We start from the raw sequence: 24,679 nt of genomic DNA, 5'->3' as shown, positions 1-24,679 counted from the left end.
GCTACCTTCCCCGCTCCAGCTGCCGCTTCTGCAGCCGCTCGTACAGCAAGAGCGGCACCAGCAGCACGACCAGCAGCACGATCGCCGCAGCGGAGGCAACCGGCCAGTCCTTGTTGGTGAAGAATTCGAGCCACAGGGTCTGGCCGATCATCAGCGCGTTGGAGCCCGCCAGAAGGTCGGGAATGACGAACTCGCCGACGATCGGGATGAAGCACAAGAGCACGCCGGCGCCGACACCGGGCAGCGACAGCGGGAAGGTGACGAGCCAGAACACCTGCCAGGGCGGCGCGCCGAGATCGGAGGCCGCCTCCTCCAGCGCCGGCTCCATCTTGGCGAGCGTCGCGTAGAGCGGCAGGATCATGAACGGCAGATAGGAATAGACGATGCCGATATACATCGCGGTGTCGGTGGAGAGCCACACCACGGGCTGGCTGACCAGATGCAGCGCCAGCAGGATCTGGTTGAGCAGGCCGTCGTGCTGGAGGATGTTGATCCAGGCATAGATGCGGATCAGGAACGAGGTCCAGAACGGCACGATCACCAGCACCATCGCCACCGCCTGCCAGCGCTGCGGCAGCCGCGCCATGCCGTAGGCGATGGGATAGCCGATCAGGAGCAGCAGCGCGGTGGCCGTGAGGGCGACGGTGAGGCTGCGGACATAGGCGAAGACGTAGATGTCGTCGGAGACGAGCAGCTTGAAATTGTCGACCGAGAGCGCAGCGAACGCCGCCTTCAGCGCGTCCCATCCCGCCGTCAGGTCGAACACCGGCTCGTAAGGCGGCTGCGCGATCGCGGTCTGCGACAGGCTGATCTTGAGCACGAAGCCGAACGGCACCAGGAAGAACAGCATCATCCAGACATAGGGCGCGATGGCCGCGAAGCGCGCCGGCTTTGCGAAGATGCGGCGCGAGTTCATGATTGCAGCACCACGCAATCGTCGGGCGTGAACCAGGCAACGACCTGCTGGTTCAGGCTGTAGGCGTCGAGGTCGAGCCGCGCGCTGTTGGCGACCGACGCCTGCAGCATCCCGCCGGTGTCGAGCTTCACCTTGTAGGTGGTGGTGCCGCCGAGATAGCAGATGTCCGCGATCACGCCGTCGAGGGCGTTGATCGCGGTCTCACGACCGGCCTCGCGGACCGGGCCGCGCCGCGACAGCTTGATCTTTTCGGGGCGGATCGCGACCGCCAGTTTTCCGGTGCGAACCGCCTCGCGCGGCTCGGCCACCACCAGCGCCCCCGCATCAGGCGTGCCGATGACCAGACGATGACCGTCGCGCAATTTGGACTCGCCGTCGAACAGGTTGATGTCGCCGACGAACTCGGCGACCCAGCGCGAGCGCGGCGCCTCGTAGAGCTCGCGGGGGCTCGCGACCTGGGCGAGCTTTCCGGCGTTCATCACGCCGATTCTATCAGCCATCGTCATCGCCTCCTCCTGATCGTGGGTGACGATGATGAAGGTCATGCTGAGCCGCCGCTGCAGCTCCATCAGCTCGGCTTGCGTGTTTTCGCGAAGCTTCTTGTCGAGGGCTGCGAGCGGCTCGTCGAGCAGCAGGAGCTGCGGGCGGCGCGCCAATGCGCGGGCGAGCGCTACGCGCTGGCGCTGACCGCCGGACAGTTGGTCCGGCTTGCGCTTTTCCAATCCTTCGAGCTTGACCAGCGCCACCATCTCCGCCACACGCGTGGCGATGTCGGCCCGCGGCATGCCGGCGCGCTTCAAGCCGAAGGCAATGTTGTCGCGTACCGACAGATGCGGGAACAGCGCATAGTTCTGGAACATCATGTTGATCGGGCGCTCGTGCGGCAGCGCCTGCGCGATATCCTTGCCGCCGAGCAGGATACGCCCCTCATCCGGCGCCTCGAAGCCCGCGAGCATGCGCAAGAGCGTGGTCTTGCCGCAGCCGCTCGGGCCGAGCAGCGCGAAGAACTCGCCGGCCTTGATATCGAGCGACACGCCGTCGACGGCGCGGAACGTGCCAAAGGTCTTGGCGACGCCCTCGATGCGCAGCAACGGCTGGCCGGCCGCGGGACATGCGTCTCCGCCAGCCGTTTCAGCCGCAACGTTCGTTCCGGGCAATTCTTCCGCCATGGTCCCTGCCAACCCCGATTCCGCCGCACGCTAGCGGCCGATCGTGTTTAGCTCAACCGGTTCGGGGTGAATCGTTCACATCCGCCATGAACGCCGCCAGCGCCTCACGGTCCGCCGCAGGCATTGTCAGGCCCAGCTTGGAACGGCGCCACAGAACGTCATCCGGAAACCGCGCCAATTCGTGGGCCATGAGATAGCGCACCTCGGCGCCGGTCAACTCGGGGCCGAAGGCAGGGCCAAGCTCTTCGCGTGTCGTTGCTTCACCGAGCACGGCCGCCAATCGCGAGCCGTAGGCCGCGACCAGGCGCTGGGCTTCCGGCTCGGACAGAAAGCGCCAGCGCTCGCGTGCCAGGTCGACCTCGGTGTCGAAACGATCCCAGGCGAAATCTCCACCGGGCAGCGCTGCGCCGGCGGTCCAGGGCGGCGACATCGGATAGAACGGCGTCAGCTTCGTCACCGCCCGCTCGGCGCGCCGGCGCGCGGTGGTGAGGTCGCCGCCGAACATCGTGATCAGCGGTGCCTTGCGCCGGCGCGCGTGGAACAGGGTTGTGCCCTCGCGTTGCCGCGCGGACGCCGGCCTCAGATTGACGCCGCAGACCGCCCGGACCACGTCGGTCGGGGCGACGCGCTCGCGGAAGTAGCGGCTCGCCGCTTCGCAGAGATAACCGACATCGGCCCCTCGCACCGCCACGATGGCGGGGTCGCCGGTGAAATCGTGCGTGACCGTGCCGATCAGCGTGAACGCGCGTTCAAACGGGCTTACGAAGATCAGCCGCCCGTCGTTGTTCTGGAACACGTAGACATTGTCTGAATCGAACAGCCTGGGCACGATGATCTGGCTCATCTGCATGGCCGTCGCGGCGGGCTGCGGCTGGCGCAGGACCGTCTCCGCGACGATCGAGGTCCAGCCGCCACTGGTATTGGCCAGCGCCCTTGCTGTAACGGAGCGGCGGTGGCCGCGATCGACCACGGCGAGCCGCCAGATGTCGGTTCGGTCGGCACGCACGCAGCGCGCCCCGGTCCGGATCGTCGCACCACGCTCGGCGGCGTCCAGCGCCGTGAGCACGACAAGGCGGGAATCGTCGACGATACAGTCCGAATATTCGAACGCCGTGCCGAACGGGCGTTTCAGCGCGTTACCGACCGGGTGATGGGTGATGTCGAGGGTCGTCGATCCGGGCAGGCCGCTCCGGCCGGAGAGGACGTCATAAAGAAACAGGCCGGCCCGCAGCAGCCACGGTGGACGCTCGTCCACATGCGCGGGGATCACGAAACGCATCGGCCGCACCAGATGCGGCGCGATGGCGAGCCAGGTCCGGCGCTCGGCCAGTGCCCGGCGCACCCGCCAAAAGCCGCGGCGCTCCAGCACCGAGAGATCGCCGTGGATCAGCCGCGGTGTGGCCGACGACGCCGCGCCGCCGAGATCGCCCTGCTCGAACAGGATCACCCGCAGGCCGCGGCCCGCCGCATCGCGGGCGAGGCTGACGCCGTTCAGGCCGCCGCCGATGATCGCGAGGTCGTAGTCCGCCATGAAGCCGTCGAATGGGAGCGAAGCACTCCCATCACTAGAGCGATTTCCGTTCCGATGAAATCGGAACGGTGGCTCTAGATTCATATTCTGACGCGTTTTCTTGACGCGAGCCGATGTCCACTTCGCTCGAAAACGCTCTAACCGGTCTTCAGCGCAAGCTCCATGGCTTCGGCGCGGCCGATGAGCCCGGCATATTTGCCGATCGGCAAAGGCTTGCCGAGCAGATAGCCCTGTACCCCGTCACAGCCTTCCTTGGCGAGGAAGGCGAGCTGGTCGAGCGTCTCGACGCCCTCGGCGATGATCGACATTTCGAGGCCGTGGCCGAGGTCGATGACGGCGCGCACGATCGCCGCCGATTGCGGGTTGCGGCCGAGATTGATGATGAAAGCGCGGTCGATCTTGATCTTGTCGAACGGAAACGCCTGGAGATAGCTCAGCGAGGAATAGCCGCTGCCGAAATCGTCCATGGAGATGCGCACGCCGAGCGCCTTCAGGCGGCGCAGCAGCGCAAGGCCGCGATCGAAATCCTCGATCAGAACGCCTTCGGTGATCTCGAGCTCGAGCCGGCCGGGTGCAAGGCCCGTCTCGATCAGGATCGAATGGACGAGGCCGACCACGTCGCCGTGCATGAACTGCGCCGGCGACAGATTGACCGCGACCTGCAGCGGCTTCGGCCAGGACGCCGCCTCGCGGCAGGCCTCGCGCAGGATCCACTCGCCCATTTCGACGATGAGGCCGCTCTCCTCGGCGATGGGAATGAATTCGGCCGGCGAAACCTGGCCGCGCACGGGATGCTGCCAGCGCGCCAGCGCCTCGAAGCCGATGATCTCGCTCTCGGCGACGCTGTGGCCCGCGGCCCCCTGCGGCTGGAAGGCGAGCGAGAGCTCGCCGTTCTTGACCGCCATGGAGAGGTCCTGGTGCAGCACGCGGCGGTCGCGGATCTGCTGGTCCATCTCGGGCTGGTAGAGGCTGATCGTGCCGCGCGACTTCTGCTTGGCGCGGAACAGCGCCGCGCCGGCATTGGCGAGCAGCGAGGCGCCATCGGTGCCATTGTGGGGGAAGACCGACATGCCCGTGGTGATGCCGGCGCGGACCGGCCGGCCGTCGATCTGAAAATCCTTCGCGACGGCTTCGCCGATCTGCCGCGCCAGCGCGAGGCCGGCCTCGGGCTGCTTGCCGTCGATGATCAGGCCGAACTCGTCCCCGGACAGGCGCGCCACCACGCCGCCGCGTGCGGAATCCTGGAGCCGATGGGCGACCTCGATCAGGAGCTTGTCGCCGAGCGCATGGCCGAAGACGTCGTTGACCTCCTTAAGGCCGTCGAGGTCGACGCAGAGCACCGCGAACTCCTCGCGGGTGCCCTCGCAAGCCTCGATCATCTGGGTCAGAGCCTGCAGGAAGGCGGCGCGATTCGGCAGATCGGTGAGGCCGTCGTGATAGGCCATGTGCGCCATGCGCGACTCGGTCTGCCGGCGGTCGGTGACGTCCTCGTGGGTCTTGATCAGATATTGCGGCTCGCCGGCATCATTGACCACGGTGGCGCGGCGGGTGAGGAACAGCCGCAGGCCGTTCTTGGTGGAGATCGGATGCTCCTCGGTGATCATCCCGCGCTTCCTGATCGCGGCCTCGTCGCGCGCGACGATCAGCTTGGCTTCCTTGGCGTTGAAGATGTCGGACGCGGTCAGGCCGGTGGCTTCCTCGCGCCTGCGGTTGAGGATCGTCTCCGCGCTGCGGTTGGCGAGCAGATAGCGGCCGTCCTTGACCTGCTCCACGATCAGCGCAACCGGGATGTTGTCGACCACGAGCTCGAGGAACTTCTTGGTGCTCTCCAGCTCCTGCGACAGCGAGCGGCGGTCGGTGATGTCCTCGAATAGGATGAGCAGAAATTCGGGCTTGTTGCTCTCGTTGCGAACCACGATCCGGATCGAGGCGACCATGCGCCGCGCGCCGGCACGATCCACCTCGAACTCATTGCGGTGCTGGCCATCCGGTGAATTGAGCGCCGCCTGGTCAGCGGCCTCGATGCTGGCCGCCGAGGCCGACGCAAACAGCTCCCGTGCATTCCTGCCGACGGCGAAGTCCCGCGACAATCCCCAGAACTTCTCATAGGCGCTGTTGGCGAAAATGTAGCAGCCGTCCTCGATGTTCTTGGCCGCCACGCAGGCCGGCACATGATCGAGCACCGATTCCAGGAACTGCTTGGTGGAGGCGAGCTGCCGCGACAGGTTGCGCTGCTCGGTGACGTCGAGGTGGGTCGCCACCGAGCCGCCGTTCGGCAACACGAAATACTTCACCAGGATGGCCCGTCCGTCCGGCAGTTCCGTGGTCAGGCCATTGGCGCTCGATGCCTTCTCGTAAAATTCGTCATCGGTGACGCCGAGCACTCCGCGCTCGCGGCGCAGCCTCAGGATGTCGCAACCGGTCATGTTGGGCCGGAGGTCGGATCGCGTCAGGCCATAGATCTCGAGATAGCGGTCATTGCAGAAGATGACGCGGCGCTGCGCATCCGTCATCACCACGCCCTGGTTGAGGTTGTTCATGGCGGAGGAGATGAAGGCGTTGCGACGCAGCTGCAAACGGCTGGACCGGCGCAGCGAGGAATGGATCCACAGCCCGATCGCGGCGAGGAACGAGCAGACCACGATGCCCGCGATGAGGGCTTCCCAGATCACGCCGGGATCAAGCCTGGTGAGATCGCCCGGAACGGCAAGTCTGTCCGATGCCGCAAAGGCGCGCGCAGGCGCGCCCGTAACGGCCAGGCATAGGAGGGCGTGCACAGCAATCGAAAGCGTGCTGCCCACGTGCCAGTTCTTCTCAGCCATCAGCCACCCGCGATTTCAACGTCGGATTGTCTGGCCTCGCGGGTTTGGATCGGGTAAACGCCTGTGGGCACAACAGAATAATGTGACATAAAATGCGGCAATTGCCCTGACATGATAAACGACTTCTTAACGGAAGCCCCGCTTGCGCCGCCGCATCCGGACCGTGCGCCACCGGTGCTTCCAACTGGTTTCCTGCACAACCATGGATAGGGTCGATTGCGTCGTCATCGGAGCCGGCGTGGTCGGGCTCGCGGTGGCCCGGAAGCTCGCCCAGGCCGGGCGCGAGGTGATCGTGCTCGAGGAAGCCGAGGCGATCGGCACCGTCACCTCCTCGCGCAACAGCGAGGTGATCCATGCCGGCATCTACTACCGGGCCGGGAGCTGGATGGCGCGCATGTGCGTGGCAGGCAAGCACGCGCTGTACCGCTACTGCGCCGAGCGCGGCATCCCGCACAAGAATTGCGGCAAGCTGATCGTCGCGACCAGCCCGAAGGAGACCGAGAAGCTGCAATCGATCAAGGCGCACGCCGAGGCCAACGGCGTGCTCGACATGCAGCTGCTCTCGGGCGAGGCCGCACGCGCGCTGGAGCCGGCGCTCGCCTGCGACGCCGCGCTGCTGTCACCGTCGACGGGCATCATCGACAGCCACGCCTACATGCTCTCGCTGCGCGGCGAAGCCGAGGACGCCGGCGCAGCTTTCGCGTTTCACACCCCGCTGATCCGTGCCAAGGCGGCGGCCGGCCTCATCGAGATCGATGCCGGCGGCGAGGCACCGATGACGCTGCAATGCAGCCTCCTCGTCAACGCCGCGGGGCTGTCGGCGACGCATGTGGCGCGCAGCATCGACGGCATGCCGCTGGACCGGATTCCACCGGCCTATCTCGCCAAGGGAAACTACTTCAGCTGCAACGCCAGGGCGCCGTTCTCGCGCCTGATCTATCCGGTGCCAGAGCCCGGCGGCCTGGGCGTGCACCTGACGCTGGACATGGCAGGACAGGCGCGCTTCGGGCCTGACGTCGAATGGATCGAGACGATCGACTACGAGGTCGATCCGTCACGCGCCGAGCGCTTCTATCCCGCGATCCGCAAATACTGGCCGACGCTGCCTGACGGCGCGCTGATGCCGAGCTATTCGGGCATCCGCCCGAAGATCGTGCCTCCGGCCGTGGCCGCGCAGGATTTCTTGATGCAGGGCCCGCGCGATCACGGCGTTGCAGGCCTGATCAATCTGTTCGGCATCGAATCGCCGGGACTGACGTCCTCGCTCGCGATCGCCGATCACGTCGCCGAACTCGCAGACATCGAGAGCGTTTCGAGAAGCGGATAAGTGTGCGCGTCGAGAACCACGGGTCCAAGCAAGAGTGAGCGCCGCACAACCGTGTTGCACGGTACACACCTTGCAGCAGGGATGAGCACGAATGCTCTCATCCCTGCGTGAAGGACGTGATCAACTCTACACTGTCACGGGGGTTACTAGTGGAGCGTGTCGCCAGATTGCTTCAGACGCTCGATCTGGTCCTTGACCATCAACTTCCGGCGCTTCAACTCAACAATTTGCAGGTCGTCTGTTGAAAGGTGCACGAGAGCTTCGTGCAATTCGTTTTCGAGAAGTTTGTGCTTCCGTTCCAATTCAACGAGATGTGCCTGAATTGTCATTCGAAACCTCCTCGGTAGGGTTGAACCTTTAGGATTCGATCCGGACAACCAAGTCTACATCACCGATTCGTCCTGTCGATGGGTATCCGTCGTTGCAGCGTCATTTTTGAAAGTTCATATGTAACGAAGCGTGACTAAGGGAACCACGCCGGAAAAATCCATGATATCAATACGCCGGCGCACCGCCGCGGCTCCCTGCAGAAATATGTTGCGGGAGATTGGCGACGGGGGATCGCAGATCGCTTGCGATCACGCGGCGCAAGGACGATAATTTCCACAGGGCATCCACAGCCCGGATCTCACGCCTATCGGTTTTCGGCCACCGCAGACATGACCAATGAAGATGAGCGTGAGCTCGAAGCCGAGCTCACCCGGTTGCAGCAGGAACACCGAGATCTCGATGCGGCGATCGATGCGTTGCATCAATCGCCCGCCCCCGACCTGTTGCGGTTACAGCGCCTGAAGAAGCGCAAGCTGTTGTTGCGCGACCGTATCGCGTTCATCGAAGACCAGATCACCCCCGACATCATCGCCTGACCGTGAGCCGGTCTTGCGCGGCGCCCCGCCGCTTCCGAATCCGCTTGACTCAATAAGAACAAAATAGGAACATTCGCGGGCACCCCAACACCTCAGAGAACGCTCAAGGACAACACACGAGGACAACGCAGATGTCGGCAACCGCCCTTTTCGACAACAACCATTACGAACAGGCCTGCGATCAGGCGATCGCGATGTGCGACGGCAATCTGCGCAGCACCATCAAGGCGCTGATCATGGCCAACGAATATCTGGAAGCCGAGCTGGAGGAATTGCAGGCGGCGATTTCCGCAGGCTGCATTCCGGAGATCTCGCGCAGCAAGATGCGGAGCAAGAGCAGCGCCGCATAATCTTCAACCTTGGAGCAACGCCATGTCGGATGTGACCTATTACGTTGCAATGCCCTTCTTGATCGATGACGACGGATCACCCGTCGCAGGCGCTGCAGAGGAGTGCCAGTCCTCGACGGCGGCGCTGCGACGCGCCGAGATGCTGGCGCGCGGCGCCGGCCATATCGGCGCAATCGCGTTCAGCCGCAGCGGCGATCCCATGACGGGCGAATTTGGCGACGCGACGCTGCTGCGCAAGTTCGGCAACGTGCCGGACGATCTTGCCTCCCTGTAGACTAGCGCTCGCTGCCGACCAGCTTGATCCGCGGCTCGTGCCGGCGGCTCGCCTTGCGCACATACATGGCGGCATCCGCCTCCTCCAGGGCGCGGCCCGCAGCGGATTGCGGACCGAGCAGCGCGACGCCGGCCGAGGCGCCCGCGGTCACGTGCTGGCCGCGAAAAACGAATGACAATTCGTCGATCGCCTGCTCCAGGGCCGCGGCCTTCGCCTTGGCATCGGTCTCGCTGAGATTCCAGAGCAGCAGCGCGAACTCGTCGCCCCCGAGCCGGCCGACCACGTCCGAGGCGCGGACCTGTCGCGTCAACGTGGCGACGATCGCCTTGAGCACCTCATCGCCGGCGGCATGACCGAAGGAATCGTTGATCGGCTTCAACCTATCGACGTCGAGCACGATCAGCGCCCCGCTGGCGCGGTAGCGCTTCATATAGGCGATGGCGCGCGCGAGCTCGCGCTCGAAACCGCGCCGGTTGGGAATCCCGAGCAGGAAATCGGTATCGGCGGCCGCCTCGAGCTCCGAGATCCGCAGCAGGGCCGCCTTGAGCTTGCTCCTGAGGCCGCGGATGATCGCCTTGCCGTCATCAGCAGCCGGCGCTCTGCGCAAGGCCGGTTTGGCCGCGCGGCTCGAAACGGCTTTGGGTCGGGCGGCGCTGATGTTCCGGCCCTTTCTGACCTTCTCAGGGCTCGCCCTTTTCGGTTTCTTCATGGGCATCCTGCTCAATGAAGGCTTGCGGGGATTCACCAAGACAGGATAGTGGATTCCCTTCTCCTTGCCACCGCCTTGCGAGCCGCCGGCCGGAATCATTAATCTGGCCTATCTCTCTGTTTTTCTGGGCACAATTGACGTCATGACCGCGCCGATCGCCATCATCATGGGAAGCCAGTCGGACTGGGATACGATGCGGCACGCCGCCGACACGCTTGACGCGCTCGGCATTGTTGCCGACAGCCGCATCGTCTCGGCCCACCGCACGCCCGACCGGCTGTTCGCATTCGCCAAGGGTGCCAAGGCCGCAGGTTACAAGATTATCATCGCCGGCGCCGGTGGCGCGGCCCATCTGCCCGGCATGGCGGCGGCGCTGACGGAACTCCCGGTGTTTGGCGTTCCCGTCGAATCCAAGACGCTCAAGGGCGTCGATTCGCTCTATTCAATCGTCCAGATGCCCGCGGGCATTCCGGTCGGCACCCTCGCCATCGGCAAGGCCGGCGCGATCAATGCCGCGCTGCTGGCAGCCGCGGTGCTGGCATTGTCCGACTCGGCCCTGTCGGATCGCCTCGCCGCCTGGCGCAAGGCCCAGACCGAGGCGGTCGCCGAGCGACCGGAGGACAAGGCGTGACGGACACCAGGCACGTGAAGCTGAAGCCCGGTGACACCATCGGAATCCTCGGCGGCGGACAATTGGGCCGGATGCTTGCCATGGCCGCGGCGCGACTCGGCCTGCGCTGCCAGGTGTTCTCGCCCGATCCCGATTCACCGGCCTTCGACGTCGTGCTGAACGCGACCTGCGCCGAATATGCCGACGTCGAGGCGCTCGAATTGTTCGCACATGATGTCGACGTCATCACCTACGAATTCGAGAACGTGCCGGCGGCAGCCGCGCTGGTATTGGACGCGCGCCGCCCGGTGCTGCCCAACCGCAAGATCCTCGAGACGACCCAGGACCGGCTCGCCGAGAAGGATTTCGTGACGAAGCTCGGGATCGGCACTGCCGCCTACGCCGACGTCACCTCCGTCTCCTCGCTGCGCGAGGCGATCGCCGGGATCGGCCTTCCAGCGGTGCTGAAAACCCGCCGCTTCGGCTATGACGGCAAGGGCCAGGCCATCATCCGCGAGGGCGACGACATCGCGAAGGTGTGGACCAGCCTCGCCACCAAATCGGCGATCCTGGAGGCCTTCGTGCCCTACGAGCGCGAGATCTCCGTGATCGCTGCGCGCGCGGCCACGGGCGAGGTCGAGTGCTTCGACCTCACCGAGAACGAGCACCGCGACCACATCCTGAAGATATCGCGTGCGCCCGCGCCGATCCCTGACGCGCTCGCCGAAGAGGCGCGCAGCATCGCGAGCAAGATCGCGAGCGCGCTCGACTATGTCGGCGTGCTCGCCGTCGAAATGTTCGTGCTGAACAACGGCACCGGACCCAAGGTGCTGGTGAACGAGATCGCGCCACGCGTGCACAATTCCGGGCACTGGACGCTCGACGGCGCCTCCGTCTCGCAGTTCGAGCAGCACATCCGCGCCATCGCCGGCTGGCCGCTCGGCAAGCCGGTGCGCCACGGCGACGTCGTCACCATGACCAATCTGATCGGCGACGAGATCAACGATTACGAAAAGTGGCTGAGCGTGCCGGGCGCGACCGTGCACATCTACGGCAAGGGCGCGCCGCGCCCCGGCCGCAAGATGGGCCACGTGACCGAAGTCAGGCCGCCCCGGGACAAGTGACGGGATCGCAGCAAAGGCTGCAATCCCGCCGGGTGATTGTGATTACTTACGCCGTCTTCACACCCGCAACGATGCCGGTGGGCTCCTCGCTGAGCCAGCGATAGATCACCCCACCGAGCGCGCCGCCGATCAGCGGCGCGACCCAGAACAGCCAGAGCTGCGCCAGCGCCCAGCCGCCGACGAACAGTGCCGGGCCGGTGCTGCGTGCCGGGTTCACCGAAGTGTTGGTGACGGGAATGCTGACGAGATGGATCATCACCAGCGCGAGCCCGATCGCCAGCGGTGCGAAACCCGCCGGCGCGCGGCCATGGGTTGCCCCCATGATGATGAACAGGAACATCATGGTCATCACCACCTCGGTGAGGAAGCCGGCCATCAGGCTGTACTGGCCGGGCGAATGCGCGCCGTATCCGTTCGATGCGAAGCCCTTGCTGACGTCGAAGCCGGGCGCCCCGCTGGCAATAACATAGAGCAGCGATGCGGCGACAATCGCGCCCGCCACCTGGGCGATCACATAAGGCAGGATCTGGCCGGCCGGAAAGCGGCCGCCGGCGGCGAGACCGACCGTGACGGCCGGATTCAGATGGCAGCCCGAGATGTGACCGATCGCATAGGCCATCGTGACCACGCTCAATCCAAAGGCGAGGGAGACGCCGACAAGGCCAATGCCGACCTGCGGGAAACCGGCCGCGATCACTGCGCTTCCGCAGCCTGCGAATGTCAGCCAGAAGGTGCCGATGGCTTCGGCAGCGTATTTTTTGATGTCCATTGTGGTCCCCTCATTGCAAAGATTCCGGAACAAGCTCCGGCGCGGCCCCGTCCTCGGCGCCAAATCGCCCAAATCGGGGCCGCATGGAGGTATTTTCGCCGCATTTAATGGCCGAACTTGGCCCGAAAACCCGCTTGGCCGGTGGACATCTGCGGTTTTGTCTGATACATCCGCGCGCTCAAGGTTAAGGGCTTGCGCGTTTCGCCATCCCCTTTGACTTACCAGAATTCAAATCCGATCCACCTGAAGAGGATGCCGCGTGCAGGTTCTCGTTCGCGATAACAATGTTGATCAAGCCCTCAAGGCGCTGAAGAAGAAGATGCAGCGCGAGGGAATTTTCCGCGAGATGAAGCTCCGCGGTCATTACGAGAAGCCCTCCGAGAAGAAGGCCCGCGAAAAGGCCGAAGCCGTGCGCCGCGCGCGCAAGCTGGCCCGCAAGAAGCTGCAGCGCGAAGGCCTGCTGCCGATGAAGCCGAAGCCGGTGTTCGGCGCCGGCCCGGGCGGTGATCGCGGCGGTCGTGGCGGCCCCGGCGCAGGTCCGCGCGGACCGCGCTGAGCCGATTCAGCAAGACTCTAGTTTTCGATGACGCGGGCCCCAGGCCCGCGTTATTGTTTTGAGGACTTGTCGGATCAAGCTCTAGCGCGAGCCAACCGTAGATGGCCTCTCCTTTCTCCCAGCGCGGCCTTCCGCGACGGCGCCGGATCTGGCAGCCGCCGCTCGCGGCGGCCCTGACGGGAATCGTGCTGGGCGGCTGCTCGTTCGATCTGGGATCGCTGATGCCGGAGAAGGACAAGCCGCAGGAGGCCCCCAAGGCCGCCGCGCCGGCCGAGAGCGCCGTGAGCGCCGGCAACGTCACCGAAGCCCAGGCCCATACCGCGAAGGCCCAGTCCCTGGCGAAGTCGGGCGAGACCGCGGCAGCGCTCGACGAGTTCAATCGCGCGATCGGCCTCGATCCCTACAATGCGCAGGCGCTCTATGGCCGCGCCCTGATCTACCAAGGCAACAACCAGCACGACTTCGCGATCGCCGATTTCAGCGCCGCCAGCGGACTCAACCCGCAAAAGGCCGAGCCGCTGCTGGGCCGCGCCAACAGCTATCTCGCGCTCGGCAAGGTCAAGGAGGCCGCAGCCGATCTCGACGAAGCCTCCGAGGCCGATCCGAACAATGCCCAAGTCTGGACCGCGCGCGGTCAGGTCTATGAGCGCCTGGGCGACAAAGCCAAGGCGGCGGCGTCCTACACCAAGGCGGTCGCGCTTCGTCCACGCGACGAACCCGCCCGCAGCGGTCTCGCCCGCGTCGGCGGCTGACGGTTTGGCGCAGGCTGAGCGGAGTTCTAGTCGGGCGTGGCGCTCTTGGGCAGAACGGCGTTGAACATCGACTTCATGCCCGACAGCATCTCGTCGGCGACATTGGTCTTCTTCGGCCGCGGCAGGGCGGCGCCCGCATCGGCACGCAGGTCGAGCGGCGGTGCGATGACCGGCACGGGAATGTCGGCCGGCGGCGTCACCCGATTCGGATCATCGTTGCCGATCGAGGCCGTGTACGGCGGATTGGAGCCCCCATTGCCATAGGCCTCGGGTGAGGGCGTCGAGACATTGATCGGCGGCGGCAGCGGACGGACTGGAGACGGCTCCACATTCACGACCCGCGGGGCCTCCGGCGTGCGGGCGGCGTCCCGCACCGCAGGCTCAGCCGGCTTGGTCTCCGGCGCGCGAGCCTCGGACGGCTTGGTCTCGGACGCTCTGGCCTCGGCAGCCTTGCCCTCGGGCGACTTGCGCAGGCGCTCGATCGCAGCACGCGCCAGATCGTTGGCATCGGGGGCCGGGGATGCCGCTGTCGGGGCCGAATTGGCCTCAACCACGGGAGCAGAGGCAGCCGGTGCGGATTTCGCCGCGGCCTTGTCGCGGGCAGAGGGACGGCCGCGCGGGCCGGTCTCAGTGGGAGCCACGTCTGCGGCCTTGGTCTCGGCGGCCGGCGGATGATCGGCCGGCTTCTCGACCGCCGCCTTGTCCGTCACGCTCTTCTCGGGGATGCCCTTGGCCTTGACGCCGGGAGCGGGAAGGTTGGCGGTATCGGTGGGCTTGCCGTCGCTGCCGGTCTGGGCAGGCGCGGTCACGGCAGCTGGGGTGTCGGCGGCGGGCTTGGCGTTGATGTAATGATTGACGATGTAGGCCCCGATGATCGTCGCGAGCACCGAGGGGAAAATATCCATCGAAATTTTTGCGAGGTATTTCAGCATTCCGACCACACTCCCCGCGCGACCTGATGCGGGAACTTTAGGGCATTGTGAGGGATCAACTGCGACGGATCGATGGCAAACGGGCGCGCGACCCTAGCGTTTCAGCTCAATTTCAAGGAACACGATCTCAGTTGAGGTTTCGTTAAGTACGTCATGCTGGACGCCGGCCTTGCGGAAGTAGGATTTCCCGGCGGCAAGCTGCGCCTTGGACCTTTCGCCATTGGGCGCCACGATGGTCATCTCGCCAGCGACGACCGGAACGATCACATAGTCCATGCCATGGGTGTGATGACCGGTGGCGCTGCCGGGGGCAAGCCGCCATTCCGTCACCCGGACCTCTTCGTTGTCGACCTGAACCTCGGACTGGGCGGCAAGCACTGGGAGCTCCTTCTAGGGTACGAAAACCATGAAGACGTAGACGGCAAATACCACCATATGCACCAGGCCGAACAGGACATTGGTCCTGCCCGTGCCGAAGGTCAGCATGCTCAGGAAGAAGGTCAGCAGCAGGAGCACGCTGCCCTGGGCGCCGAGGCCGAGCTCGAGCTCCTTGTCGAGCGCGTAAGTGGCGACCCCGACGGCAGGAATGGTCAGGCCGATGGTCGCCAGCGACGATCCCAGAGCGAGGTTGATGCTCTTCTGGAGGTCGTTCTGGCGGGCCGCCGAGACGGCCGCGACGCCTTCCGGCATCAGGATCAGAAGCGCGACCAGAAGCCCGGCAAAGGCCGGCGGCGCGCCGATCTTGGCCGCGACGGCGTCGACCACCAGCGAGAACTTCTTGGAGAGCAGCACGACCGCCAGCAGCGCGATCAGCAGCAGCACGACGCTGAGCACCAGCATCCTGCCCGACAGATGCACCTCGCCGCTGCCGCCATACGCCCGCTCGTGGACGAAGTAATCCTTGTGCAGGACCGTCTGGGTGTAGAGAAACACCGCATAGAGCGCCAGCGTGACCACGTCGACGAAGCCGAGCTGGACCGCCGAATAGACCGGCCCCGGCGTGGTGGTGGTGTAGTTCGGCAGGATCAGCGTGATGGTCGCGAGCGCGAACAGGACGCTGAGATAGACGTTAGCGCCGGAGAGCTGAAAACCCTGCTCGCGATAGCGCAGGCCGCCGATGAAGATGCAGAGCCCGACGAGGCCGTTGCAGACGATCATGACCACGGCGAACACGGTGTCGCGGGCCAGTGCCGGAGCGGGCTTTTCGCCCAGCATGATCGTGGTGATCAGCGCGACCTCGATGATGGTCACCGAGAGCGTCAGCACCAGCGTGCCATAGGGTTCGCCGACCCGCTCCGCGATCACCTCGGCATGATGAACCGCCGCGAACACCGTGCCGAACAGGATGACCAGAAGGACGGCGGTGAAGAGAAGACCGCCAAACGACAGCGTGAAGACGTAATCCGTGGCGCTGACGGCTGCGAACAACAGCAGAGACAGCGCCGGAAAGACCCAGGCCGACCGGGGCATCGGATCATGCGCGCTCATCCATCGGCTCCAACTACGAAAGCGAGCAATAGCAAATCGGCCGGCAGATTCAATCCCAGTGCAGGATCGGTGCGACCGGCAGGAACGTCAGCAACAGGAACAGCGGGATCAGCACGGCGCCGGCGCGCAGGAGATAACCGAAGAAGCTCGGCATCGCGATGCCGTTCTCGCGGGCGATGCTGCTCACCATGAAGTTCGGCGCGTTGCCGATATAGGTGAGCGCTCCCATGTAGACCGCTCCCATGGAGATCGAGGCGAGCGTGCCCGAGAGCTGATGCATCAGCACCTGCGGATTGCCGCCGGCGAGCTCGAAGAACAGCAGATAGGTCGGCGCATTGTCGAGGAACGCGGACATCAGGCCGGTGAACCAGAAATAGACGACCTCGCGCGGCGCGCCATCCGGCGCCGTCACCGCCGACAGCAGCCAGGCGAACGCGCCGTGATGGCCGGCATTGAGCATGGCAATGACCGGGATGATGGCGACGAAGATGCCCGCGAACAGTTTTGCGACCTCGCGGATCGGCTCCCAGGTGAAGCCGTTGGCCTGCCTGTGCTCGTCGGGCGTCAGCCACACCGACAGCGCCGCGATGGCCAGCAGCGCCAGATTGCGCGCGACGTCCTCCAGCTCCAGTTTGGTACCGAAAATGTCGAAGGCAATGTCCGGCCTCCACATCGCCGAGGCGAGAAGGCTGGCGACAATGGCTGCGATCAGCACCAGATTGACGAGGCCGCGGATGCGCAACGGCTCTCCCCGGCCCGTGTCGGCGGGCGGCGACTCACTGCGAAAGCGCCAGACATCGACGACGGCGAAGATCGCGAGCAGCAGGACGGCGACGAGTGTGGTCTGCAACCAGATGGTCCGCGTGGTCCAGAAGAAGTCAACGCCATGCAGGAAGCCGACGAACAGCGGGGGATCGCCAAGCGGGCTCAGCGCGCCGCCGACATTGGCCACCAGGATGATGAAGAAGATGACCACATGGGTGTTGTGGCGCCGCTGCCGGTTGGCGCGGATCAAGGGGCGGATCAGGATCATCGCAGCACCCGTGGTGCCGACGATGCTCGCCCCCAGCGTGCCGAGCGCGAGGATGCCGACATTCGCCGCCGGCGTGCCCTTGATGTCGCCCGTGATGAGGATGCCGCCGGCCACGACATAGAGCGCGAACAGCAGCACGATGAAGCCGAGATACTCGGCGAGCATGGCATGGACCAGCGCCGCCAGTGTCGCCATGCCGCCGGCGAAGACGACGAGCGCGGCGAGCGCCAGCAGCGACCAGGCAGCGGTGATCTTGCCGTAATGGTGATGCCAGATCTTCGGCAACAGCAGCGGCCCCATTGCAATCGACAGCAACAAGCCGGCAAAGGGCAGCGCATAGGGCCAGCGCATCGCCGCACCGTCGAGGCCGGCCGCGGCAAGCGCGTTCTGCGGCAGAAACGTCAAGCAGGAGACGACGAGCGCGGGGATGTAACGTTGAGCCAAGCGGTCAGCCGCCAATGAAGCCTCTCGCCGTTTCGATCGCGCCATATTGATCGAGATCGTCGTGCCCGCCGCCCTCCATGCGAACGAACCGCTTGGGCTCGCGGGCGAGTGCGAACAGACGCTCTCCGAAGACGATCGAAATGACATGGTCATTGGTGCCATGCATGACGAGCAGCGGCACCGTGACGCGCGACATGCGCTGGTCCGAATGGAAGGGGTCGCGCATCAGAAGGCGGACCGGAACGAACCAGAACGATGACCCCGCAATGTCGGCCGTCGACGTATAGGGCGCCTCCAGGATGAGTTTTCCAACGCGATGCTCCGAGGCGAGCGCGACTGCGACGCCCGTCCCGAGCGAAAAGCCCCAGGCGACGATTCGTTCCGCCGCGTAGCGCGCGGTGGTGAACGCGTAGGCGGCTGCAGCGTCGCGCAGCAGGCCCTGTTCGCTCGGCATCCCGCTCGAGCCGCCATAGCCGCGATAGGACAGCGCAACGAGGCCGGTGCCGTCGGCGGTCATCGCCTTGAAACGGCTGACGCGGCCGGCGAGAAAATCGCCATTGCCGTGGAAGTAGAGGATCACGGAACGACCGGGCTTGGCCGGCACGTGCCAGACGATGACCTGCTCGCCATCAGACGTGGTCAGGACATGCTCTTGTGCCTCGGCAAGGCCCGCAGCATCGGGTGCGGTGCGGCCAACGGGCGGGATCGGAAACAGCATCTCGCGCTGGCGGACGTACAGCACGACGAGACCGACGAGATAGACGGTCACGAGCAGGATGGCGATCCACTTGACGATTGTCATCATTGCGCGGCCGGCCCCTCGGTTGAGACTAGGGCTTGCGACGGCTCCACAGCAATTTCATGACGTCGGGCCGCAGGCTCGCCGGAACGTCGCGGCAGCCGCACGCCGCCTTGTGGGCAGCGTGCCAGGCGATGCGCTGCTCGCGCGTCGCTTTGGGCGGCATGCGATGGGACCGGTGCCATTCCTTGTTGATGGCCACGGTCCGCGCGCCTGGCGCTACATCGCCTTGACGATGTTCTCGGTGACCTTCTTGGCGTCGCCGAGCAGCATCATGGTATTGTCGCGGTAGAACAGCGGATTGTCGATGCCGGCATAGCCCGAGGCCAGCGAGCGCTTGATGAACATCACCGTGCCGGCCTTCCAGACCTGGAGCACCGGCATGCCGTAGATCGGCGAAGTCTTGTCCTCTTCGGCCGCCGGGTTGGTGACGTCGTTGGCGCCGATCACGAAAGCGATGTCGGCCTGCGCGAATTCGGAGTTGATGTCCTCGAGCTCGAACACCTCGTCATAGGGCACGTTGGCTTCGGCCAGCAGCACGTTCATGTGGCCGGGCATGCGGCCGGCGACCGGGTGAATGGCGTATTTCACCTCGACGCCTTCCTTCTTTAGCATGTCCGCCATCTCGCGCAGCGCGTGCTGCGCCTGCGCCACCGCCATGCCGTAGCCGGGCACGATGATGACCTTGGAGGCGTTCTTCATGATGAAGGCGGCATCGTCCGCCGAGCCAAGCTTGGCGGGCTTCTGCTCGCCCGTGGCCCCGCCGGCAGCAGCCGTCTCGCCGCCGAAGCCGCCGAGGATGACCGAGATGAAGGACCGGTTCATCGCGTGGCACATGATGTAGGACAGGATCGCGCCGCTCGATCCGACCAGCGCGCCGGTGATGATCAGCGCGGAATTGCCGAGCGTGAAGCCGATGCCGGCGGCCGCCCAACCCGAATAGGAGTTCAGCATCGAGATCACGACCGGCATGTCGGCGCCGCCGATCGGGATGATCATGAGCACGCCGAGTGCCAGCGCGATGATGGTGATCATCCAGAAGTCGAACGCGCCGCCGGTGAGGACGAGACGGACGATGAAGAACACCAGCGCCACGGCGAGCGCGATGTTGATGATGTGACGGGCGGGCAGGATGATCGGCGCGCCGCTCATGCGCGCGGACAGCTTCAGGAACGCGATCACCGAGCCGGTGAAGGTCAGCGCGCCAATGGCGACGCCGAGCGACATTTCGACCAGACTTGATGCATGAATGGCGCCAGGCTTGCCGATGTCGAAGGCCTCCGGCGCGTAGAACGCGCCGGCGGCGACCAGCACCGCGGCCATGCCGACCAGCGAGTGGAAGGCGGCGACCAGTTCCGGCATCGAGGTCATCGGCACGCGACGGGCGATCACCGCGCCGATGCCGCCGCCGATCGCGACCGCGAGGATCACGAGGACCCAGGCCACGCCATCGGCCGGCGGATGGCTCGCCAGCGTGGTGGCGACCGCGATCGCCATGCCGATCATGCCGAACAGATTGCCCTGGCGCGAGGTTGCCGGGCTCGACAGCCCGCGCAGCGACAGGATGAACAGCACCCCCGCCACGAGATACAAGAATGCAGAGAGATTGGCGCTCATCTCAGGTCCCCATTGATCCCTTCAGCCCGAGGTGGCCGCTTACTTCGACTTCTTCTTGTACATCGCCAGCATGCGCTGGGTGACAAGGAAGCCGCCGAAGATGTTCACGCAGGCGAAGACGAGCGCGACGAAGCCGAAGCCGCGTGCCCAGCCCGAGCCGCTCGAAACCATGCCGACGCCGACGGCGAGCAGCGCGCCGACCACGATCACCGAGGAGATCGCGTTGGTCACGCTCATCAGCGGCGTGTGCAGCGCGGGCGTCACCGACCACACCACGAAATAACCGACGAAGACGGCGAGAACGAAGATCGACAGCCGGAAGATGAAGGGGTCGACGACCTGTGCAGCGTGCTCCATGGCGGCTCTCCTTAAACCTTCGGCTGGAAGTTCGGGTGGATCACGGCGCCGTCTTTCGTCAGCGCGGTGGCCTTGACGAGCTCGTCGTCCCAGTTCACGGCGAGCTTCTTCTCCTTCTTGTCGACCATGGTCTCGATGAAGGAGAACAGATTGCGGGCATAGAGGCTGGAGGCCGAGGCTGCGACGCGGCCGGCGACGTTGGTGTAGCCGACGATCTTGATGCCATCGACATCGACGACCTCGCCCGGCTTCGCACCCTCGACATTGCCGCCGCGCTCGACGGCGAGGTCGACGAGCACCGAGCCGGGCTTCATCGACTTGACCATGTCGGCACTGACAAGTTTCGGCGCCGGGCGGCCCGGAATCAGCGCAGTGGTGATGACGATGTCCTGCTTCTTGATGTGCTCGGCGGTGAGCGCGGCCTGCTTGGCCTGGTATTCTTTCGACATTTCCTTGGCGTAGCCGCCGGCGGTCTGCGCGTTCTTGAACTCCTCGTCCTCGACGGCGAGGAATTTCGCGCCGAGGGATTCCACCTGCTCCTTGGTGGCGGGCCGCACGTCGGTCGCGGTCACGACGGCGCCGAGACGGCGCGCGGTCGCGATCGCCTGGAGGCCGGCGACGCCGACGCCCATCACGAACACCTTTGCGGCAGGCACGGTGCCGGCTGCGGTCATCATCATCGGAAAGGCGCGGCCGAAGGCTTCGGCGCCCTCGATCACGGCGCGGTAGCCGGCGAGGTTGGCCTGCGAGGACAGCACGTCCATCACCTGCGCTCGGGTGATGCGCGGCATCAATTCCATCGCGAAGGCGGCGATGCCGGCATCGGCCATCGTCTTCAGCGCGGCATCGTTGCCGTAGGGGTCCATGATGGCGATGACGAGGGTGCCGCGCTTGTACTGCGCCAGCTCGGATGCCTCAGGGCGCTTCACCTTGATGATGATGTCGGCGTCCTTGAGCGCGTCAGCGCTGACGGTGGCGCCGGCCGCGGTGAATTCGGAATCCGGAAGCCCCGACTTGATGCCGGCACCCGGCTCGACGGCGATCTCGGCGCCCAACGCCTTGAACTTCTTCACCGTATCAGGCGAAGCGGCGACCCGCGGCTCCGACGGATCTATTTCTTTGGCAACGGCGATCTTCATAGGCCCTCCAGCGACGCGGACAAAAGCGCGCACGCGAACTTAGCGTTACTCCCGCAACGTTTGGATACCGGTTTTGAAACCGGCTTGTATGCAAAATTAATGAGCAGCCGCCGGCGTTGGCGGATGCAGCCGACGATGGATCAGGTCAGAAAGACCGCCATCAGGATCACGATGAGCGCGACCGAGACCGTGCCGTACTTCACCAGCTTGATGAAGCCCTCATAGGTCTGCTCGTGGGCAACGTAGTCGTTGCCGTCGGCGGTGGTGTATGCCACTTCGCTATGGTCAGCCATGGAATGTCCCCAGTCGAACGTCGAATTCTCGGGCTGGGATACCTGAAAGATTTAGACAGGGCAACGGCACCGAGGCGGGGTTTTCCCGCAAATCGGGTCATTTGGAATTCCAATTGTCCCGGATCCAGCGCGCGAGGCTCTCCTCGCTGACTTCGCCGGCAGCGAGAGAGAGGATGATCGTTGTCGCTTCTGCGGGATCGGGGCTGAAAGCTACGCCGTTCTTGCGAAGAAAAGCCATCATGGTCATGAAGGCGATGCGCTTGTTTCCGTCGACGAATGCATGATTTTTCGCGAGGTCGAATGCATAGGCTGCAGCGAGTTCGTCCAACGGCGCCTGTCCATAGCGCCATTTGTTGATCGGGCGCTCCAGCGCCGAGCGCAGCATGCCTTCGTCGCGCAATCGCGGCGCACCGCCGAAGCGCCGGAGCTGTCGACCATGAATTGCGACAGCCTGCTCGTAGGTGACCCAGAGCGGCTCCTGAGGATCGCTCATGCGCATCGCCAGCTATTTTGCGAGCGCAGCGAGCGTGTCGCGATACTTATCCATGATCTCGTCGGCGATCTCCATCGTCCGCTCGAAATCGGGGTCGTAGGGCAGCAGCTGAAAACCACCACCAGGCAATTCCACCACATGCAATTGCTGGCCGCGCTTGAGATCGAGGCGCTGCATCAGCTCGCGTGGCAACAGCAAACCATCCGAATTGCCGATCTTCTTGATCTCAATTTTCATGGCTGACCTCCGGCGCGTTATACACTTGTATAACACAACCAACAGAGTCGGTTCAACGGATGTTTTACGGATGGCGAATGCGTCAGCCCATCGCCTCCAGCTCGTCGATCATCCCGGCGATGACGCTGAGCCCGCCGTCCCAGAATTTCGGGTCCTTCGCATCGAGCCCGAACGGCCGCAGCAGCTCGGAATAGTGCTTGGTGCCGCCGGCGGCGAGCATGTCGAGATAGCGCTCGGCGAAACCCTCGGCCGCGTTCTCGTAGACGGCATAGAGCGAGTTCACGAGACAGTCGCCGAACGCGTAGGCGTAGACGTAGAACGGCGAATGGATGAAGTGCGGGATGTACATCCAGTAGTTCTCGTAACCCGCCTTGATCTCGATCGCCGGCCCGAGGCTCTCGCCCTGCACCGACAGCCAGATCTCGCCGAGCCGCGTCGCGGTGAGCTCGCCGTTCTTGCGCTCGGTGTGGACCGCACGCTCGAAGGAATAGAATGCTATCTGCCGCACCACGGTGTTGATCATGTCCTCGACCTTGCCGGCGAGCAGCGCCTGGCGCTGCTTCGCGCTCTTGGTCTGGGCCAGCAGCCGCTTGAAGGTGAGCATTTCGCCGAACACGCTCGCGGTCTCCGCCAGGGTCAGCGGCGTCGGCGCCATCAGCGCGCCGTTCTTTGCCGCGAGCACCTGATGGACGCCATGGCCGAGCTCATGCGCGAGCGTCATCACGTCGCGCGGCTTGCCCTGGTAGTTCATGAGCACGTAAGGGTGCGCCGACGGCGTGGTCGGATGCGAGAACGCACCGGGCGCCTTGCCCGGCCGCACCGGCGCGTCGATCCAGCGGTCGGTGAAGAAGCGCTCGGCGATATCGGCCATTTTAGGCGAGAAGCCGCGATAGGCCGTCAGCACCATGCTGCGCGCCTCCGGCCAGGCGATGACATCGGTCGCCGCAAAAGGCAGCGGCGCGTTGCGGTCCCAATAGGCCAGCCGCTTCTTGCCGAACCATTTCGCCTTCAGCGCATAATAGCGATGCGACAGCTTCGGATAGGCCGCCCGAACCGAGGCGACCAGCGCGTCGACGACCTCGCGCTCGACGCGGTTGTTCAGATGGCGGGAATCGGCAACGTCCTTGAAGCCGCGCCAGCGGTCGGAGATGTCCTTGTCCTTGGCCAGCGTGTTGGTGATCAGCGCAAAGGTGCGCTCATTGGCCTTGAAGGTCTTCGCCAGCGCCTCCGCCGCGCTTCTGCGCTTGGAGCCGTCACGGTCCTGCAACAGGTTGAGCGTCGGCTCGATCGCGAGCTCCTTGGTGCCGACCTTGAAGCGCAGGCCGGAGATGGTCTGGTCGAACAGCCGGTTGAAGGCTGAATAGCCGGTCTGCGCCTTCTCCAGGAAAAGCTGCTCCAGCTTGTCATCGAGCTGGTACGGCTTCTCCTTGCGCAGATCCTCGATCCAGGGACGGTAGTGCGCGAGCTCGGCGGCCTGCATCGCGCGATTCAAAATATCGTCATCGATCCGGTTGAGCTCGAGCGCGAAGAACAACAGATGCGTGGACGCCGCCGTCAACCGCTCGGACACGTCGCCGTAAAACTTTGAAATCGCAGGGTCCACACTGTCGCCGGCATGGACAAGCCCGGCATAGGAGCCAAGACGGCCGGCGAGATCGTCGATCGCCTCATAGCGTCGCACCGCCTCGGCGAGCCACTTTCCGCCATCTTCGTTTGCTGTCCCTGTCGCCAGCTTGCCCCTGTAGTCCGTCTCGAAGGCGATGCAGTTGGCATCCAGCTTTTCGAGATCGCGCGCCACCTCCGGCGCCGCGATCCCGGAATAGAGGTCGGCCAGGTTCCACTCCGGAAGCTTGCCGGTCTTGCTCGCAGCTTTGGAGGGTGCAGCTTTGGAGGGTCTTGCCTTGGCGGCGGATTTTTTGGTGCTTGGCTTGCGGGGAGCGGGCTTGCCGGGAGCAGACTTCTTGAGAGCGGTCTTGTTCAAGGCAGACTTGTTCAAGGCGGACTTGGAGCGCGAATTCATTGTGTGGGAAACCTGTGTTCAACAATCGCGGCGGCAGGCGGGGACATCAAGG

Annotated in this window: 28 protein-coding genes; 8 read left to right on the top strand and 20 right to left on the bottom strand. The window is 64.8% G+C overall.

The genetic code is table 11. From position 1 onward, the window contains the following. Position 1 precedes the first annotated feature (1 nt). The 4 genes from ACM43_RS23170 to ACM43_RS23155 form a co-directional block, all read right to left on the bottom strand. Positions 2 to 916 carry an ABC transporter permease gene (locus tag ACM43_RS23170; protein WP_271543017.1) on the bottom strand — a complete coding sequence of 305 codons (915 nt, stop codon included), beginning with the start codon at positions 914 to 916 and terminating at the stop codon, positions 2 to 4. Next, positions 913 to 2,085, bottom strand: a complete 1,173-nt coding sequence (locus ACM43_RS23165; protein WP_271543015.1) for an ABC transporter ATP-binding protein — start codon at positions 2,083 to 2,085, stop codon at positions 913 to 915. Before ACM43_RS23165 ends, ACM43_RS23170 begins: the two co-directional genes overlap by 4 nt. Before the next feature lie 52 nt (positions 2,086 to 2,137). Further along, positions 2,138 to 3,616, bottom strand: a complete 1,479-nt coding sequence (locus ACM43_RS23160; RefSeq protein ID WP_271543013.1) for a glycerol-3-phosphate dehydrogenase — start codon at positions 3,614 to 3,616, stop codon at positions 2,138 to 2,140. A 137-nt stretch (positions 3,617 to 3,753) separates the two neighbouring features. Continuing rightward, positions 3,754 to 6,438: an EAL domain-containing protein gene (locus tag ACM43_RS23155; protein ID WP_271543011.1), complete on the bottom strand. Its 2,685-nt coding sequence runs from the start codon at positions 6,436 to 6,438 to the stop codon at positions 3,754 to 3,756. A 202-nt stretch (positions 6,439 to 6,640) separates the two neighbouring features. Between ACM43_RS23155 and ACM43_RS23150 the strand changes: the two genes are divergently transcribed. Next, positions 6,641 to 7,765 (top strand): NAD(P)/FAD-dependent oxidoreductase, encoded by a 1,125-nt coding sequence (locus tag ACM43_RS23150; RefSeq protein ID WP_271543009.1) that lies wholly within the window; start codon positions 6,641 to 6,643, stop codon positions 7,763 to 7,765. Positions 7,766 to 7,911: 146 nt separating this feature from the next. Here ACM43_RS23150 and ACM43_RS23145 read toward each other — a convergent pair whose 3' ends face one another. After that, positions 7,912 to 8,094 carry a YdcH family protein gene (locus ACM43_RS23145; RefSeq protein WP_008546178.1) on the bottom strand — a complete coding sequence of 61 codons (183 nt, stop codon included), beginning with the start codon at positions 8,092 to 8,094 and terminating at the stop codon, positions 7,912 to 7,914. Positions 8,095 to 8,424: 330 nt separating this feature from the next. On the opposite strand from ACM43_RS23145, the gene ACM43_RS23140 reads away from it, so the two are divergent. From ACM43_RS23140 to ACM43_RS23130, 3 genes are all read left to right on the top strand, one after another. Beyond that, positions 8,425 to 8,631, top strand: a complete 207-nt coding sequence (locus ACM43_RS23140; RefSeq protein WP_008546179.1) for a YdcH family protein — start codon at positions 8,425 to 8,427, stop codon at positions 8,629 to 8,631. A 131-nt stretch (positions 8,632 to 8,762) separates the two neighbouring features. Then, positions 8,763 to 8,981, top strand: coding sequence for a hypothetical protein (locus ACM43_RS23135; RefSeq protein ID WP_271543007.1), 219 nt, complete (start codon positions 8,763 to 8,765; stop codon positions 8,979 to 8,981). A gap of 22 nt (positions 8,982 to 9,003) precedes the next feature. After that, positions 9,004 to 9,255, top strand: coding sequence for a hypothetical protein (locus tag ACM43_RS23130; RefSeq protein WP_157286891.1), 252 nt, complete (start codon positions 9,004 to 9,006; stop codon positions 9,253 to 9,255). Between the two features lies 1 nt (position 9,256). On the opposite strand, the gene ACM43_RS23125 is transcribed toward ACM43_RS23130, so the two are convergent. Then, a complete protein-coding gene (locus ACM43_RS23125) occupies positions 9,257 to 9,964 on the bottom strand; it encodes a GGDEF domain-containing protein (RefSeq protein WP_271543004.1) in 708 nt (235 codons plus the stop codon). A gap of 142 nt (positions 9,965 to 10,106) precedes the next feature. On the opposite strand from ACM43_RS23125, the gene purE reads away from it, so the two are divergent. Then, a complete protein-coding gene (gene purE / locus ACM43_RS23120; protein ID WP_271543003.1) occupies positions 10,107 to 10,595 on the top strand; it encodes a 5-(carboxyamino)imidazole ribonucleotide mutase in 489 nt (162 codons plus the stop codon). Continuing rightward, a complete protein-coding gene (locus ACM43_RS23115) occupies positions 10,592 to 11,698 on the top strand; it encodes a 5-(carboxyamino)imidazole ribonucleotide synthase (protein WP_271543001.1) in 1,107 nt (368 codons plus the stop codon). Before purE ends, ACM43_RS23115 begins: the two co-directional genes overlap by 4 nt. Before the next feature lie 46 nt (positions 11,699 to 11,744). Here ACM43_RS23115 and aqpZ read toward each other — a convergent pair whose 3' ends face one another. Beyond that, positions 11,745 to 12,467, bottom strand: coding sequence for an aquaporin Z (aqpZ, locus tag ACM43_RS23110; protein WP_271542999.1), 723 nt, complete (start codon positions 12,465 to 12,467; stop codon positions 11,745 to 11,747). A gap of 259 nt (positions 12,468 to 12,726) precedes the next feature. Here aqpZ and rpsU point away from each other — a divergent pair, with 259 nt between their 5' ends. Together rpsU and ACM43_RS23100 are read left to right on the top strand one after the other, a co-directional pair. Beyond that, positions 12,727 to 13,023, top strand: coding sequence for a 30S ribosomal protein S21 (gene rpsU / locus ACM43_RS23105; RefSeq protein WP_008546194.1), 297 nt, complete (start codon positions 12,727 to 12,729; stop codon positions 13,021 to 13,023). Positions 13,024 to 13,124: 101 nt separating this feature from the next. Then, positions 13,125 to 13,775, top strand: coding sequence for a tetratricopeptide repeat protein (locus tag ACM43_RS23100; RefSeq protein ID WP_157286896.1), 651 nt, complete (start codon positions 13,125 to 13,127; stop codon positions 13,773 to 13,775). 26 nt (positions 13,776 to 13,801) lie between these two features. Here ACM43_RS23100 and ACM43_RS23095 read toward each other — a convergent pair whose 3' ends face one another. From ACM43_RS23095 to ACM43_RS23035, 13 genes are all read right to left on the bottom strand, one after another. Further along, a complete protein-coding gene (locus ACM43_RS23095; protein ID WP_271542996.1) occupies positions 13,802 to 14,707 on the bottom strand; it encodes a hypothetical protein in 906 nt (301 codons plus the stop codon). A gap of 93 nt (positions 14,708 to 14,800) precedes the next feature. Then, a complete protein-coding gene (locus ACM43_RS23090; RefSeq protein WP_271542994.1) occupies positions 14,801 to 15,085 on the bottom strand; it encodes a cupin domain-containing protein in 285 nt (94 codons plus the stop codon). A gap of 12 nt (positions 15,086 to 15,097) precedes the next feature. After that, positions 15,098 to 16,195, bottom strand: a complete 1,098-nt coding sequence (locus ACM43_RS23085; RefSeq protein WP_157286898.1) for a calcium:proton antiporter — start codon at positions 16,193 to 16,195, stop codon at positions 15,098 to 15,100. Positions 16,196 to 16,244: 49 nt separating this feature from the next. Next, positions 16,245 to 17,579 (bottom strand): sodium:proton antiporter, encoded by a 1,335-nt coding sequence (locus ACM43_RS23080; protein WP_442869340.1) that lies wholly within the window; start codon positions 17,577 to 17,579, stop codon positions 16,245 to 16,247. Positions 17,580 to 17,676: 97 nt separating this feature from the next. Beyond that, positions 17,677 to 18,474, bottom strand: a complete 798-nt coding sequence (locus tag ACM43_RS23075; protein ID WP_271543099.1) for an alpha/beta hydrolase — start codon at positions 18,472 to 18,474, stop codon at positions 17,677 to 17,679. Positions 18,475 to 18,502: 28 nt separating this feature from the next. Then, positions 18,503 to 18,673, bottom strand: coding sequence for a hypothetical protein (locus ACM43_RS23070; RefSeq protein ID WP_271542990.1), 171 nt, complete (start codon positions 18,671 to 18,673; stop codon positions 18,503 to 18,505). A gap of 17 nt (positions 18,674 to 18,690) precedes the next feature. After that, complete coding sequence (locus ACM43_RS23065; RefSeq protein WP_057028050.1) at positions 18,691 to 20,088, bottom strand: NAD(P)(+) transhydrogenase (Re/Si-specific) subunit beta; 1,398 nt, start codon at positions 20,086 to 20,088, stop codon at positions 18,691 to 18,693. Between the two features lie 39 nt (positions 20,089 to 20,127). Next, positions 20,128 to 20,445: a proton-translocating transhydrogenase family protein gene (locus ACM43_RS23060; RefSeq protein WP_035998681.1), complete on the bottom strand. Its 318-nt coding sequence runs from the start codon at positions 20,443 to 20,445 to the stop codon at positions 20,128 to 20,130. An 11-nt stretch (positions 20,446 to 20,456) separates the two neighbouring features. Further along, positions 20,457 to 21,584, bottom strand: coding sequence for a Re/Si-specific NAD(P)(+) transhydrogenase subunit alpha (locus ACM43_RS23055; RefSeq protein WP_157288160.1), 1,128 nt, complete (start codon positions 21,582 to 21,584; stop codon positions 20,457 to 20,459). Positions 21,585 to 21,724: 140 nt separating this feature from the next. Then, on the bottom strand, positions 21,725 to 21,877 hold the full coding sequence (locus ACM43_RS23050; RefSeq protein ID WP_035998674.1) for an aa3-type cytochrome c oxidase subunit IV: 153 nt from the start codon (positions 21,875 to 21,877) through the stop codon (positions 21,725 to 21,727). A 97-nt stretch (positions 21,878 to 21,974) separates the two neighbouring features. Beyond that, positions 21,975 to 22,370, bottom strand: coding sequence for a type II toxin-antitoxin system death-on-curing family toxin (locus ACM43_RS23045; RefSeq protein WP_271542985.1), 396 nt, complete (start codon positions 22,368 to 22,370; stop codon positions 21,975 to 21,977). Positions 22,371 to 22,382: 12 nt separating this feature from the next. Next, a complete protein-coding gene (locus tag ACM43_RS23040) occupies positions 22,383 to 22,607 on the bottom strand; it encodes an AbrB family transcriptional regulator (protein ID WP_035998672.1) in 225 nt (74 codons plus the stop codon). A gap of 82 nt (positions 22,608 to 22,689) precedes the next feature. Then, positions 22,690 to 24,627: a M3 family oligoendopeptidase gene (locus tag ACM43_RS23035; RefSeq protein WP_271542982.1), complete on the bottom strand. Its 1,938-nt coding sequence runs from the start codon at positions 24,625 to 24,627 to the stop codon at positions 22,690 to 22,692. Between the last annotated feature and the right edge of the window lie 52 nt (positions 24,628 to 24,679).

This window comes from Bradyrhizobium sp. CCBAU 45321 (assembly GCF_028128975.1).
Lineage (GTDB): Bacteria > Pseudomonadota > Alphaproteobacteria > Rhizobiales > Xanthobacteraceae > Bradyrhizobium > Bradyrhizobium yuanmingense.
This window is presented reverse-complemented; position numbering and strand designations above follow the sequence as displayed.